The organism is Tardibacter chloracetimidivorans, from assembly GCF_001890385.1.
Classification (GTDB): Bacteria; Pseudomonadota; Alphaproteobacteria; order Sphingomonadales; family Sphingomonadaceae; genus Tardibacter; species Tardibacter chloracetimidivorans.
Genome location: NZ_CP018221.1, coordinates 1227372 through 1241569, shown reverse-complemented (window position 1 = coordinate 1241569; position 14198 = coordinate 1227372). Strand labels below are relative to the sequence as shown.

General features: G+C 64.5%; 14 protein-coding genes. 5 read left to right on the top strand and 9 right to left on the bottom strand.

The window, feature by feature from the left end:
* The first annotated feature begins 68 nt into the window (after window positions 1–68).
* Window positions 69–1793: a dihydroxy-acid dehydratase gene (gene ilvD / locus BSL82_RS06425; protein WP_072598636.1), complete on the top strand. Its 1725-nt coding sequence runs from the start codon at window positions 69–71 to the stop codon at window positions 1791–1793.
* Here ilvD and BSL82_RS06420 read toward each other — a convergent pair.
* The gene (locus tag BSL82_RS06420; protein WP_158010724.1) at window positions 1790–2122 is read right to left on the bottom strand and encodes a hypothetical protein; all 333 of its coding nucleotides are present in this window, start codon (window positions 2120–2122) and stop codon (window positions 1790–1792) included. The two genes, ilvD and BSL82_RS06420, sit on opposite strands and share 4 nt — an antisense overlap.
* A gap of 31 nt (window positions 2123–2153) precedes the next feature.
* Between BSL82_RS06420 and BSL82_RS06415 the strand changes: the two genes are divergently transcribed.
* Together BSL82_RS06415 and BSL82_RS06410 are read left to right on the top strand one after the other, a co-directional pair.
* Window positions 2154–3578, top strand: a complete 1425-nt coding sequence (locus tag BSL82_RS06415) for a bifunctional ADP-dependent NAD(P)H-hydrate dehydratase/NAD(P)H-hydrate epimerase (RefSeq protein WP_072596540.1) — start codon at window positions 2154–2156, stop codon at window positions 3576–3578.
* On the top strand, window positions 3566–4783 hold the full coding sequence (locus tag BSL82_RS06410; protein WP_072596539.1) for a class I SAM-dependent RNA methyltransferase: 1218 nt from the start codon (window positions 3566–3568) through the stop codon (window positions 4781–4783). Before BSL82_RS06415 ends, BSL82_RS06410 begins: the two co-directional genes overlap by 13 nt.
* 53 nt (window positions 4784–4836) lie before the next feature.
* On the opposite strand, the gene BSL82_RS06405 is transcribed toward BSL82_RS06410, so the two are convergent.
* The 6 genes from BSL82_RS06405 to glpD form a co-directional block, all read right to left on the bottom strand.
* A complete protein-coding gene (locus tag BSL82_RS06405; protein WP_072596538.1) occupies window positions 4837–5208 on the bottom strand; it encodes a hypothetical protein in 372 nt (123 codons plus the stop codon).
* Between the two features lie 405 nt (window positions 5209–5613).
* A complete protein-coding gene (locus BSL82_RS06395) occupies window positions 5614–6687 on the bottom strand; it encodes a 1,9-bis(guanidino)-5-aza-nonane synthase (protein ID WP_072598635.1) in 1074 nt (357 codons plus the stop codon).
* Between the two features lie 141 nt (window positions 6688–6828).
* Window positions 6829–8022 (bottom strand): type III PLP-dependent enzyme domain-containing protein, encoded by a 1194-nt coding sequence (locus tag BSL82_RS06390; RefSeq protein WP_072596536.1) that lies wholly within the window; start codon window positions 8020–8022, stop codon window positions 6829–6831.
* A 234-nt stretch (window positions 8023–8256) separates the two neighbouring features.
* The gene (locus BSL82_RS06385; protein WP_072596535.1) at window positions 8257–8499 is read right to left on the bottom strand and encodes a hypothetical protein; all 243 of its coding nucleotides are present in this window, start codon (window positions 8497–8499) and stop codon (window positions 8257–8259) included.
* A gap of 64 nt (window positions 8500–8563) precedes the next feature.
* Window positions 8564–8818 (bottom strand): hypothetical protein, encoded by a 255-nt coding sequence (locus BSL82_RS06380; RefSeq protein WP_072596534.1) that lies wholly within the window; start codon window positions 8816–8818, stop codon window positions 8564–8566.
* A 72-nt stretch (window positions 8819–8890) separates the two neighbouring features.
* Window positions 8891–10396: a glycerol-3-phosphate dehydrogenase gene (glpD, locus tag BSL82_RS06375; RefSeq protein ID WP_072596533.1), complete on the bottom strand. Its 1506-nt coding sequence runs from the start codon at window positions 10394–10396 to the stop codon at window positions 8891–8893.
* Between the two features lie 40 nt (window positions 10397–10436).
* Between glpD and BSL82_RS06370 the strand changes: the two genes are divergently transcribed.
* Window positions 10437–10616: a hypothetical protein gene (locus BSL82_RS06370; protein WP_072596532.1), complete on the top strand. Its 180-nt coding sequence runs from the start codon at window positions 10437–10439 to the stop codon at window positions 10614–10616.
* Window positions 10617–10627: 11 nt separating this feature from the next.
* On the opposite strand, the gene BSL82_RS06365 is transcribed toward BSL82_RS06370, so the two are convergent.
* Window positions 10628–11803: a vWA domain-containing protein gene (locus tag BSL82_RS06365; protein ID WP_072596531.1), complete on the bottom strand. Its 1176-nt coding sequence runs from the start codon at window positions 11801–11803 to the stop codon at window positions 10628–10630.
* A 102-nt stretch (window positions 11804–11905) separates the two neighbouring features.
* On the opposite strand from BSL82_RS06365, the gene BSL82_RS06360 reads away from it, so the two are divergent.
* Window positions 11906–13321 (top strand): methyl-accepting chemotaxis protein, encoded by a 1416-nt coding sequence (locus tag BSL82_RS06360; RefSeq protein WP_083579076.1) that lies wholly within the window; start codon window positions 11906–11908, stop codon window positions 13319–13321.
* 8 nt (window positions 13322–13329) lie between these two features.
* Here the strand turns inward: BSL82_RS06360 and BSL82_RS06355 are convergent, their stop codons facing one another.
* Window positions 13330–14172 carry an AAA family ATPase gene (locus tag BSL82_RS06355; protein WP_072596530.1) on the bottom strand — a complete coding sequence of 281 codons (843 nt, stop codon included), beginning with the start codon at window positions 14170–14172 and terminating at the stop codon, window positions 13330–13332.
* Window positions 14173–14198 lie beyond the last annotated feature (26 nt).

The following is a 14198-nucleotide window of genomic DNA, read 5'->3' as shown; positions in this document are numbered from 1 at the left end:
TTATTGCTTGACCCGCCCCGCCTGCCGGAGCCAAGAGCGTGGTCAAAATGTCACGCAAGGATGAGCAGATGACTTCGCCCCGCTTTGACAAGTCGAAACTGCCGAGCCGCCATGTCTCGGTCGGTCCGGAGCGCGCCCCGCAACGCAGCTATTATTACGCGATGGGCATGACCGAGGAAGAGATCGCCCGTCCGTTCGTGGGCGTGGTTTCCGCCGGGAATGACAGCGCGCCCTGCAACACGACGCTCAACGACCAGGCGGACATCTGCCGCGAAGGCGTGATCGCGGGCGGCGGCACGCCCCGCCGGTTCAACACCATCACCGTCACCGACGGAATCGCCATGGGCACACAGGGCATGCGCTCCTCCCTCGTCAGTCGCGAAGTGATCGCCGATTCGATCGAGCTTTCGGTGCGAGGCCACAGCTATGACGCGGTTGTGGGATTTGCGGGGTGCGACAAATCGCTGCCCGGCATGATGATGGCGATGCTGCGGCTGAACGTGCCGTCGATCTTCGTTTACGGCGGCTCCATCCTGCCCGGCCGCTATCAGGACCGGGACCTCACGGTGCAGGACGTGTTCGAGGTGGTGGGCCGGTACAGTTCCGGCGCATGCCCGCTGTCGGAACTCAAGGCGATCGAGCGGGCGGCCTGCCCCGGTCATGGCGCGTGCGGCGGACAGTTCACCGCCAATACAATGGCTTGCGTGGGCGAGGCGATCGGCCTGTCGCTGCCCAATTCCAACATGATGCCCGCGCCTTATGAAGGGCATGCGGACATCTCGCGCGCGGCCGGCCGTCAGGTGATGGAACTGATCGCGCGGAACATCCGGCCCCGCGACATCTGCACGCGCGATGCGTTTGAAAATGCGGCGCGCATCGTGGCGGCGACCGGCGGCTCCACCAACGGCGGGCTGCACCTTCCGGCAATGGCGCACGAGGCGGGTATCGAGTTCACGCTTTTCGACGTGGCGGAGATCTTCAAGACGACGCCCTATGTCGCGGACCTGAAGCCCGGCGGGCAATATGTCGCCAAGGACATGTACGAGGCAGGCGGCGTCTATATGGTGATGAAGACGCTCTTGAGCGAAGGCCTGCTGCATGGCGACTGCATGACCGTCACCGGCAAGACGCTGGGCGAGAACATCGAGCAGGTAACATGGAACCCGGACCAGAAGGTGATCCATGACGCGCGGACGCCGATCACCGCGACCGGCGGCGTCGTGGGTCTCAAGGGATCGCTCGCGCCGGAGGGGGCCATCGTCAAGGTGGCGGGCATGCACCGCCTGCAGTTCAGCGGCCCGGCGCAGGTGTTCGAGTGCGAGGAGGATTGCTTCGCTGCGGTCGAGGCGCGTCAGATCAAGGAAGGTTCGGTCATCGTCATCCGCAACGAAGGGCCGAAGGGCGGCCCCGGCATGCGCGAGATGCTGGCGACCACGGCGGCGCTTTACGGCCAGGGCATGGGCGAAAAGGTGGCGCTGATCACCGACGGGCGCTTCTCGGGCGCGACGCGCGGCTTCTGCATCGGCCATGTCGGGCCGGAGGCGGCGGATTGCGGGCCGATCGCACTCGTCAAGGACGGCGACACCATCTCGATCGACGCCGAGGCGGGGACCATCGAGCTTGAAGTCGATGCGGACGAGCTTGCGCGCCGCAAGGCGGAGTGGCGGCCTCGCCAGACCGATTATCAATCAGGCGCGCTCTGGCGCTATGCGCAGAATGTCGGCCCGGCATGGAAGGGCGCGGTGACGCATCCCGGCGCTCAGGCCGAGACGCACGTCTACGCGGACCTTTAGGGTCGAACGCCTGCGGGGTCGCCGGGATTTGTGTCGGCGACCCGCTGCGGCCGGTCCGAATAGCGCAGATCCTCGAAATAGATGATCCGGTTGGCGTTCGAGGAAACGACCGGCCTGCCGGTAATATCGCTGGAAATGCGCGGCGCGGGCGGCGGCAGATCATAGACCAGAGCCTCGCCATCGATCACCGGCCGACCCAGCCCGTCGCGCGGCACCGCGCCCGGCGCAAGGCTTTTCGACCCGGTGTAATAGGGCGACGGCGAGCAGGCGGCGAGGCCCATCGCCACGGCCGGGCAGATCAGAACGATGCGGAACAGTGATGGCTTCATATCGGCCATGTTGATACATGCTGGAGAAGTCATGACAAGCATCGTTTTGGAACAGGCCGTCGCCACCGCCGATGAAATGCGGCGCGCGGATGCCGCTGCGATTGCGGCGGGAACGCCGGGCGAAGCACTGATGGACCGCGCGGGCCGCGCTGCGGCATCAGCCATTGCGGCCTTCACCGGTCCCGATCATGTGCTTGTCCTTTGCGGACCCGGCAACAATGGCGGTGACGGCTATGTGATCGCGCGCGAACTCGCCGAGCGCGGCTGGCCCGTCACGGTCGGCCAGCTTGCGCCGCCCTCGTCGCGCGAAGCGGTGGCTGCGGCTGCCGCCTGTCCTGCGCCGGTCGAGCCATTGGCCAGCGTGCAACCGGCTCCGGTGCTGGTCGATGCGTTGTTCGGCACCGGCATGAAGCGCAAGCTGAAGCCGCAGGTAGCGGGCCGTCTGGCGGATTTAATGGGGGCCGCCAACGCCAGGATCGCAATCGACCTTCCAAGCGGAGTCGGCACGGACGACGGCGCGCTCCTTGGCGCGTCGCTGCCTTTCGACATGACGATCGCGCTCGCAGCGCTGAAGCCCGCGCATCTGCTCTATCCGGCGGCGGGCCTGTGCGGCAGGATCGTCACCGCAGACATCGGCATCCCGGTTGAAACCCGCTGCTGGCGGATCACGAAACCCCGGCTGTCGGCTCCAACATTTGCCGATCACAAATATACACGCGGCTTTGCGCTGGTCGTCGAAGGCGCAATGCCCGGCGCAGCCATGCTCGCCGCCCGTGGCGCGCAGGCGGCAGGCGCCGGCTATGTCGTGGTCGCGGGCACGGGCGCGGCACCTGGCGGCCCGGACTCCGTCATTCAGCGGCAAACGGATGAGCTGGAGCTTGAACAACTGCTGGAGGATGGCCGCATCGGCGCGGTGGTGGTCGGGCCGGGACTTGGCCGCGACAGGGAGGCGTCCGTCCGTCTCGATGCGGCCTTGTCCGGCCCCGGCTGTCCCTTGGTGCTGGATGCCGATGCGCTGGTCCTGCTTGGCGCAAGCGCAATCCCCGTCGCCCGCCGCCTCCACGGCCGGGCTGCCGTGCTGACGCCCCATGAGGGCGAGTTCGTCCGGCTGTTCGGTGCGCAGACGGGAAGCAGGGTCGACCGGGCGCGCAAGGCGGCCGCCACCGCTCAGGCGGTGGTGGTACTGAAAGGCCCCGACACGATCGTGGCCGCGCCGGACGGAAGGGCGGCAATCTCCGGCTCCCCCAGCTTCTGGCTTTCGACCGCAGGCACCGGTGATGTGCTTTCCGGCGTGATCGCGGCAATGCTGGCGCGTGGGCTGGAGCCGTTCGAGGCGGCCTGCGCGGGCGTGTGGCTGCATGGCGAGGCGGCCCGGCTTGCAGGTCCGCTCATCAACGCCGACGCGCTTGTCCCGGCATTGAACCGCACGCTGGCCGATACCGCATGCAGCAACTGAGCGCGCCCGGCGAAGGCCGGATCATCCGCATCGCCTCACGCGGCGACGGCGTGACCGCCGATGGGCTGCATGTGGCCGGCGCGGCTCCGGGCGATCTGGTCAATGCCGATGGCGAGGTGGTGGAAAGGGGGCCGCATCATGCGTCGCCGCCCTGCCGCCATTACGGGCGTTGTGGCGGGTGCCAGCTTCAGCATGTGGATGACGCCGCCTATCGCGCCTTCATATCCGACCGGATTCGCCATGCGCTGGCCCAGCAGGGGATAAGCGCTCCCGATATGGAGGAACCGCATCTCTCCCCCGCCGGATGCCGCCGCCGGGCGAGCCTCCGCGTGCAGAAGCGACAGGGCCGGGTGGTGCTTGGCTTCAACGAGGGGGAAAGTCACAGGCTGGTCGACATTGCCGAATGTCCGGTGCTGGACCCGGTGCTTTTCGCGCTGGTGGAGCCGTTGCGAAAGCTTTCCTCAAGGCTGTTTGCCGAACGGTCTGCGGGTGGGATCACGCTTACGCGCTGCGATCAGGGAGTGGACGTGCTGATCGGTCCGGTCACGGCCGATGGGCTGGGCGCGCTGGAAGCGATGACCGATTTTGCGGTGAAGCATGGCCTCGCGCGGCTGTCGGTCGACCGGGGATATGGCGCGGAACTGGTGCATATGCCGGACGCGCCGACCATATCCTTCGACGGCATACCCGTTGCGCTGCCGCCGTCCGCCTTTCTTCAGGCGACGGTCGACGGCGAGCGGGCGCTGGTTTCAGCGGTTCAGCGGTCCGTTGCGGGCGCGCGGAGGATCGCCGATCTTTTCGCCGGGCTCGGCACATTTTCGCTTCCGCTTTCCCGGCAGGCGCATGTCACCGCCGTGGACGCGGCAGGCAATGCGATGGAAGCACTCCAGCAGGCGGCGAACCGGTTCCAGCGGCCGGTGACGGCGCGGCACCGCGACCTGTTCCGCGCCCCGCTCGATATGAAGGAGCTTCAGCCCTTCGACGCCGTGGTGGTCGATCCGCCGCGCGCCGGAGCCAGGGCGCAGGTAGAGATGATCGCCCGCTCGGCCGTGCCGCGGGCGGTCATGGTGTCCTGCAATCCAAACAGCTTTGCGCGCGATGCAAAGGCGCTTGTCGATGCAGGGTTCCGGCTGGAGCGGCTATGGCCGGTGGGCCAGTTCCGCTGGTCGATCCATGTGGAGCTGGTCGCCAGCTTTGAGCGGTAGAAAAATCCCCGGAGCCATGCCCCGGGGACCCAAAAATCGCGGATCAGTCGGAATCAGGCCTTGCAGCTCTGCTCGGGCTTGTCCGGCGTTGCGATCTTCGTTTCCTCGGCGTTCCCGCCGACCGAATAGCCTTCGGCGACATAAGGTCCGCCCTGCTCTTCGGCGGTGAGCGTGGTCGGCAGGCCTTCGCGTTCCGTCCGCAGATTCACGGTTTTGCCGTCCGCGAGGAAATCCACAAAGAAAACGCTTCCGTCCGCGCAGCGATAGGGACGGCTATCGGCGATTGCCGGCGGCAGCGGCGTGGCCTCGTCCACGGTCTGGTTGGCTTCGGCGATATTGGCTTCTTCGCTGCCGGTATTGCCGTTGCCGCAGGCCGACAGCGCAAGGCCGCAGGCCGCAAGAGAAACGATAAGGGGAAGCTTCATAAAAGGGGACTTTGCTTTCATTGGAGAGACACAGCTTCACGGACGGGGGAAGCCCGTGAACAGGTGCCTACATAAAGCCCACGGGCGGGATGTGGCAACGCCCTGTCCCGGCAGCCAACCGTTCCATCGCAATATTAGAGCGGCGTGCGTTAAATCAAAACCACCTGCGTTGTCCTGGGGCGGGATGATCCGCAAGGCGCGGCGCGCAGCGCGATGCGGGTCCATCGTGCAAGCGACGCAATGTCGCGGGCGCGCGCCACAGGACAACCCGAAGGGCCGCGTCGTTTCGCGCTGTGGGTTCGTCGACGGGCTTGATCGTAGCCACCACTACGTCCTGCGCCCGCCTCCTGCCCACAGGCGCGAAATCCTCGCGGTGCAGGTCAATCCGATCTGACGTACCCCGCTCTAACCTTTCGGTGCCTGCACCGCGCGGTCGAACATCGTCGCATAGGCCCGTTTGGCGCGGGTTTTCCAATGACCGCGATGATAGGCGTCCGACGCCAGCAGCGGGATGACCGAGCCCGCTTCGGCAAAGACCATCTGCTCCATTGCGGTCGAAACCTTGCCCCAGCTCGCGGCCTCCTGAAGCGTGGAGGACGAGCAGGCCCCGTCGCGCACATCGGCGACGGTGATCTGCACCGCATATTTGTGAACATCCACCTCATGGCCCAGGATTTCGGCGCAGACCACCGTGTCCTGGATGAAGTTCTTCGGCACGCCGCCGCCCACCATCAAAAGGCCGGTCACGCCCGCCTTGATCTTGATGTCGGTCAGTTCGCGGAAGTCCGCGATGGAATCGAGCGTCATGTAATGGCCGCCGCGCTTCATCGCATCGACCTGATGCTTGACGAGGCCAAAGCCCGCCGAGCTGTCGGTGAAGGCGGGGCAGAAGATCGGCACGTCATGCTCATAGGCGAGCTTCACGAGGCTGTTTTCCTTCTTGCCGTTCTTCGCCAGCCACTTGCCCATTTCGCGGATGAACGCGCGCGAGGAATAGGGGCGGGGCTCCAGGCTCTCGGCGATCTCGAAAATGGTGTGGTCGCAATCCTGAAGCGCCACCTCGTCGATATAGGTGTCGTAGATGCGATCGATGTAGAGCGAGCGCAGCGTGTCGTCGTCGGGGATTTCCTGCGCCTGATAGTGCTTGTGGCCCAGGCCCTCGAAGAAATCCATGTCGACGATGGTCGCGCCGGTGGCGACGATGCCGTCCACCATGTTGTTGCGCACCAGTTCCGCATAGAGGTCCATGCAGCCGCCCGCCGAGGTGGAGCCGGCGATCACCAGAAAGATCGAGCAGTCCTTGTCCTCCAGCATCTGGTTGTAGATGCGGGTCGCCCGCGCCAGGTCGCGGCTGGTGAAGCTCATGCCTTCCATCTGGTCGATGATCGGCCGGGCATCGAAGCTCTTGATGTCGATATGGCGAACCTGCTTCGACAGCAGTTCGGCCTTGCGCTGGTCGTTCACCAGAGGTTCGGTCATTTCAAACTCCAGAATCAGTTCGGTTCCGATCAATTCACCCGCACCCCGGTGAAGTCCGGAGTCCATGCCGAAGCAGAATGGATTCCAGCTATCGCCGGAATGACGAAGTGCGTGAATCGATCCGTTTCTATCCGCGTGCTGTTACAGCTTGCGGGCGATTTCCACCACGGTCGAAGGCTGCTCGGCAGGCATGTAGAGGCTCGCCATCGGCTCGTCGGTGACGGTCACCGTGTCGCCTGCGGTAAAGCCGTTGAAGCCGGTGCGCATCGCCGCGCCATAGGCCCCGAGCATCCCGACCTCGATATAGTCGCCTGCCTGGACATCGGCGGGCAGGGCGAACGGCCCCGCCATATGGTCCATGTCGTCGCAGGTCGGCCCATAGAAGCTGAAGTTCAGCGGTCGTGCAGCGCTTTCCTTTTCGCGGACCAGCTTCACCGGAAAGCGCCATGCGACATGCGCGGCATCGAACAGCGATCCATAGGCGCCGTCGTTGATGTAGAGCACATCGTCGCGCCGCTTTTCCACGCGCACCAGCACGCTGGAATATTCGGCGCAGAGCGCGCGTCCCGGCTCTGCCCAGAGTTCCGCCGAATAGCTGATCGGCAGGCTCTCGAAGCCCCGGTGGATCGTGTCGAAATAATGTTCGAGGTCCGTCGGCTCCATGCCGGGATAGACGGACGGAAATCCGCCGCCGACATCGACGACATCCACTGTCACCGCCGCCGCTACAATCGCCGCGCGCACGCGCTCCAGCGCATTGCCATAGGCATGCGGCGTCATCGCCTGGCTGCCGACGTGAAAGCAGATGCCAAGTGCATCGGCGACCTGCCGGGTGGCGAGCAGCAGCGCGGGCGCTTCGTCCACGCCCACGCCGAACTTCGATGCAAGGCTGAGCTTGGAATAGTCGGACGACACGCGCAGGCGCACGCACAGCGTCAGGTCGGTCGCGCCGTTGGTCGCGCGGACGATCTTGTCCAGCTCTTCGCGGCTGTCGAGCGAGAAGGTGCGGACGCCGTGATCGAGATAAGCTTCGGCGATTGCCTCCTCGGCCTTCACCGGATGCATGAAACACAGCGTTGCCGCATCGCCCAGCGTCTGGCGGACAAGGCGCACCTCGGCGATCGACGCCACGTCATAATGCGTGATTCCGCCCGCCCAAAGCTCCCTCAGAAGTTCGGGCGACGGATTGGCCTTCACGGCATACATCGACGTGCCCGGAAACTTCTCGACAAAGAAGCGGGCAGCACGGCGAGCGGCGTGCGGACGGACAAGCGTGACCGGCTGAACCGGACGAAGGGTAGCAGCTACCCCCAACGCGCTATGATGCGTGTGCAACTCAAGGGACCTCCAACGGGTAGTTGACAGTAAGCTGCCTTGCGGTTGGAAGTCCCATGGGGCAGCGGACTGGCGATATAGGGTTTGCACACCCGCGTGTAAAGATGATTCCCCCACAGGCCGTCAAATGGAATTGCTGTTGGAAAACAGTGGCTTAGGTCGCTCGCATGCGCGGTTTTGCGCGAAGAGCCGTTGGTTTTATGCGTTGAAAAACCGGCTTTTTATTCGCGGGTGTCAGGCCGCGCGGCTGTGACTCGCCTGCATCTTGCGATGATGCGCGGCCACCATCAGTTCGCCGATCTCTCGGCTGGCCCGTTGGGCCTGGTCCGCCAGCATGCGGATGTCGGTGGCGTAGCGAAGCCCGTCGATCCCGGGACGTGCGCCCTGGGCCGAATCGATCAATGCATCCAGCATCGACGCGATGGTTGGCATGATCGCCTTTTCCACATTGGCGAGCGTCTGATCGATTTCGGCCATGCGACGTCCTCCACGGCGGTTCCTTGCGCCGGGGGAAGTGTCCGATGTTCAGGTTAACAGGCCGTTACCCGGTCGGCTGGACTGTTTCGTCCTTCGCGGCTTCCCGCTCCTGGAAATGCCGCACCGCATCCAGAATCTTGCCGCCGCCCATGAAGACCGCGCACAGGCAGGCGGCGAACAGCAGATAGCCCGGCAGGCCGGGATAGGAGGTGAGATAATGAGCGCCGCGTTCGACTGCGCCAAGCGCCAGCGCATAGATCACCGCGCAGGCTTCAAGGCGTGTGCGGATCTGGAACAATCTGAGAAAGCGTCTGAACATCGCTCTAAATCAAGCAAGTTTCAGACCAGTGGCGGATTTGCGTGGCCGCGTTCGAGTCATGGGTGCGGAGTGTCAGCTTTTCCGACGCTTGCCGGGGCCTGCCGCTTCAAGCGTGAAGCGGGAAATCCAGTGGTCGATATCCCGCTCGGCGTTCGGCGAGGCGGAAATGCCTACCCTTGTTCGCCGCCACAATATGTCGTCGGCCGTCGCCGCCCATTCCCTCGTCACGAAGTGGCGAAGTTCGGCTTCGAACAGCCCTGCCGTTTCAGCGCCGATGCCGTCGGTCAGCATCTGCTCCGCCTCGCGCCCGAACCGCCGGGCGAACCGCCGCACGATCGCCGGGTCGTAATCCGAAAAGCGGCGGGGCAGGCCCTCCAGCCAACGGGCATGGGCGTCGCGGTTGCGTTCGCCCGGCCGCGGCTGGAAATCGCCGCCCGGAAGGGTCTCGCCCGCAGTCCAGGGTTTTGTCGACGGCTGAAGCCGGGCGAGCACGTCCTCGGCCAGCAGCCGGTGAGTGGTGATCTTGCCGCCGACGACGGTCAGTGCGTCGCCCGCCTCATGCATGTGAAGCCGCCAGTCGCGGCTTGTCTCGCGCGCGTCCTTGCCGGGGTCCACCACCAGCGGCCGCACCCCTGCGACGGTGTGGACGATGTCGGCGACGGCGATCGGCTTTGCCAGCACCTGATTGGCGGCCATCAGCAGATAGACGATTTCATCCCGCGTCGGGCTTGGCGTTGCGGGCATTGCGGAAAGCGGCGTTTCGGTGGTGCCGATCATCAGATGTTCGTCGCCCAGCGGCACCATGAAAACGACGCGCTTGTCCGGCTGCTGGATCATCAGCGCATCCTCGGCCGAAGTAGGCCGTTCGACGACGATGTGGCTGCCCTGAACGAGGCGGAGCGCGGGCAGGTCTTCCACCTGCATGATCTCACGCGCGGTCCTTTCCGCCCATGGCCCGGTGGCGTTGACGAGGTGGCGGGCCTCCACCGTCCGCTCGTCCGAAAGGGTGATCCGCCAGCCGCCGCCCGCGCGCTCCGCATGGGTCGCCGCAATGCGCGGGAATAGGGTCGCGCCGCGCGCCTCGGCGTCGCGCAACAGGGCGATCACCATTCGCGCGTCGTCGATCCAGCCGTCCCAATAGCGCCAGCCCTTGAAGATGCCGGGGTCCAGCCCGCGTCCCGCCCGGTCCTGCCGCAGCCTGATAGTACGGCTCTTCGCCATGCCGCCCCGGTCGCCCAGATGGTCGTAGAGCAGCAGCGCGAGGCGGATCTGCCATTCCGGCCGAGCGTCGCGCATGCGGGGAATGACGAAAGGCATCGGCCAGGCCAGATGCGGTGCCGAATCGAAGATGACGGACCGTTCGTTCAGCGCCTTTTTGACCAGGCCGAAATCGCCGAACTCCAGATAGCGAAGCCCGCCGTGCAGCAGCTTGGTGGAAGCCGACGACGTGCCGCCGCCAAAATCGCCGCGTTCAGCCAGGCCAACGCTCAGCCCGCGTCCGGCGGCGTCCCGGGCGATGGCGGCGCCGTTGATGCCGCCGCCGATAACAAAGATGTCGAACGAATCCCCCGAACCCATTGTTACTAGCTAATTGGCAAAACTCGCTTAGAGAAGCGTCATGACGTCATTTTCCTCGCTCGCCTATTCCATCGCCATGATCGCTTCATTCGCGCTGGTCGGCGGCGGGCTGTATTTGGGGCTTGCCCGAAAGGACTGGAAACGCGCCGGGCTGATGCTTCTGGTCGCGGCCGTCCTCATCGCCAATGTGGTGATCTGGACCATGCCGTCGCCCGCCTGAATTGCGCTTTTCTAATGCTTGCGCGTCAGTTCGCGCATCGCCTCATCCAGCCCATCGAGCGTCAGCGGATACATCCGCTCGTCCATCAGTTCGCGGATGAGCCGATTCGATTCGCTATAGCCCCAGTGCGCTTTCGGAATGGGGTTAAGCCAGACCGCCGCATGATAGACTTCGGTCAGGCGCTTCATCCAGACGGCGCCCGGCTCCTCGTTGAAATGTTCGACCGATCCGCCCTTCTGCACGATTTCATAGGGGCTCATCGATGCATCGCCGACGAACACCAGCTTATAGTCGGCGCTGAACTTGTGGAGCACGTCCATCGTCGGCGTTCTGGCGGTGAAGCGGCGGCTGTTGTCCTTCCACACGCCCTCATAGGGGCAGTTGTGGAAATAGAAGAACTCCAGATGCTTGAACTCGCTGGTGGCGGCGGAGAACAGTTCCTCGCACAGCCTGATATGCGGGTCCATTGATCCGCCGACATCCAGGAACAGCAGCAGCTTGACCGCGTTGTGCCGTTCCGGCCGCATCACGATATCCAGCCAGCCTTGTCGGGCCGTACCCCTGATCGTGGCGTCCAGGTCAAGCTCGTCGGCCGCGCCCTCGCGCGCGAAACGGCGCAGGCGGCGAAGCGCCACCTTGATGTTGCGGATGCCAAGCTCCACCGTGTTGTCCAGGTTCCTGAACTCGCGCTTGTCCCAGACCTTGATCGCGCGGCCATGCTTGCCTTTTCCGCCTATGCGGACACCTGCGGGATTGTAGCCGCTGTTCCCGAACGGCGATGTGCCCCCGGTGCCGATCCATTTGTTGCCGCCGTGATGCTGCTCCTTCTGCTCTTCCAGCCGCTTTTTCAGCGTCTCCATCACCTCGTCCCAGCCGAGCGCCTTGATCTTTTCCATCTCCTCGGGCGACAGATATTTCTCGGCGATGGCCTTCAGCCATTCCTCGGGCAACTCGGCCTCTTCGCCGTCCGGATTTCCCTCCAGCCCTTTGAAAACCTTGGCGAACACCTGGTCGAAGCGGTCCAGCAGGCTTTCGTCCTTCACGAAGGTCGTCCGCGACAGATAGTAAAAGTCTTCCACCCGGGCGGGGATGACGCCGTGCTTCATCGCATCGAGCAGCACGAGATGCTCCTTCAGCGATGCCGGAATGCCTGCGCGGCGCAATTCATCTACAAATGACGTAAACATCAGGCCACTCTAGAGCCGCACCCGCGCGAGGGCCAGCGTTTCGCGCTTGCAACATTTTCTGTGGCATTGCAGCATTCATTAACCAACCGTGGTTAACGTGGGATGATGCAGCCGGGACATGCGATGATCGTGGGGGCGCAGGAAGACGCACTTGACCCCTTGGCGGCCGTGGGAGAAGCCTGCGGCCAGTTCGCAATCGAATGCAGCGATGTGGCCGGACATGTGAACCGGGTGGCCGAACGCATCCGTGCCAACACCGTCCTGCTGTCGCGCCTGCGCGCCACCTCGGCCGAGCTTCTGGACGGGCAGCAGGATGTCGCCGACGCTACGCTGGATGCGCAGGCATTCGCCAACCAGGCGCAGCAGTCGATCGCGTCCAGCCATGCGGTGATCGAACGGGCAATGGATTCGGTGAACGGCATGATTGATCTGGTGGTGGGGCTGGACCATCGGCTGAATGCGCTTGGCGAGGCGCTTGGCCTGGTCGGCACCCTGTCCGGCACCATCGACGCGCTGGCCCGGCAGACCGATTATCTGGCGCTCAACGCGACCATCGAGGCCGCCCGCGCGGGCGAGGCGGGACGCGGTTTCCGGGTGGTCGCCGGCGAAGTGAAGAAGCTTGCGCAGGACACGCGCGCCGTCACCGGTGATATCGACCGGCGCATCCGCCTCCTGAACGACGAGGCCGTGGCGATCATCGAGAATCTGAAGACCGGCATCACCCTGGGGCAGGAAGCGCGGACCGGCGCGTCGGAGGTGACCAGCGCGCTTGAAGTGATTTCCCAGTTCGTCCGTCAGTTCGAGCACCGCACCGCGCGGGTCGCGGAACGGGTGGATGCAAGTCGGGTGGCCGTGGAATGCGTGCAGGGCGGGCTCGAAACCTTCGCATGCTCGGCCGAAGCGCATGTGCAGAGCCTTGGCGACGCCCAGGAAAGGCTGAACGCGCTCGAGTTGCTGTCAAACCGCATGCTCGACAGGGTCGCCCATAGCGGCATCAGGACGCCCGACACGCCCTATATCGAGCTTGCGCTTGTCGGCGCGGAGGAGGTGCGGGCGATCGTCGAGACGGCGCTCGCTACGGGCGAACTTCAACTCGGCCAGCTGTTCGATACCAGCTATGTGCCGTTGCCGGGGCATGAGCCGCGAAAGTACATGACGGGCCTCGTGCCCTTTGCCGACCGGATGTTGCGCCCGGTTCTGGACCGCCAGACGGCGGCGCGCGCGTCGATCGTCGGCTGCTGCATGATCGACATGAACGGCTTTCTGCCCACCCATATCAGCGAGCGCAGCCAGCCGCAGGGCGAGGACGAGGAGGAAAACCACCTCTACAGCCGCAACCGCTGCATCTTCATGGATTCATCCACGCGCGCCGCGCTGGACAGCGAGGGCGACTATTTCCTCTTCACTTATCGCCAGGATTTCGGCGAGGGGCGCTATCGGGCGCTTCGTTCGGTGTTCGTGCCGCTGATGTTCAGCGGCAGGCAGTGGGGCCTTTACGAACTTGGCTATCTGATCTGATCAGAGGATCAGCCGCCCCGGCGGTTGAGAAAGGCCAGCCGCTCGAACAGCATGACGTCCTGCTCATTCTTCAGAAGCGCGCCGTGCAGGGGCGGAATCGCCTTTTTCGGATCCTGCGATTGCAGAACCTCCAGCGGCATGTCCTCGTGCAGCAGCAGCTTCAGCCAGTCGAGCAGTTCCGAGGTCGAAGGCTTTTTCTTGAGTCCCGGAACGTCGCGAAGCTCGTAGAAGACGTCGAGCGCCTTTGCGACCAGCATCTTCTGGATGCCGGGGAAGTGAACGTCGATGATCGCCTGCATCGTCTCCCGGTCGGGAAACTTGATGTAGTGGAAAAAGCAGCGCCGCAGAAATGCGTCGGGCAGTTCCTTCTCGTTGTTCGACGTGATGACGACGATCGGCCGCTCGGCCGCCTTCACCGTCTCGCCGGTCTCGTAGACATGGAACTCCATGCGGTCGAGTTCCTGCAGCAGGTCGTTAGGAAACTCGATGTCGGCCTTGTCGATCTCGTCGATCAGCAGCACGGGCAGGGTGGGGGAGGTGAAGGCTTCCCACAGCTTGCCGCGCCGGATGTAATTGGCGATGTCGTGAACGCGCTCGTCGCCCAGCTGGCTGTCGCGAAGGCGGGCGACGGCGTCATATTCGTAAAGGCCCTGCTGCGCCTTGGTGGTGGATTTGACGTGCCATTCGATCAGCGGTGCGCCGACGGTGGCCGCGATCTCATGCGCAAGCACCGTCTTGCCGGTGCCCGGCTCGCCCTTCACCAGCAGCGGGCGGCGGAGCGCGACCGCCGCGTTCACCGCGACCTTCAGGTCCTGGGTGGCGATATAGGCGCTGGTACCTTCAAATTGCATCGTGCGGCCTTCCCGATCAAAGCTTG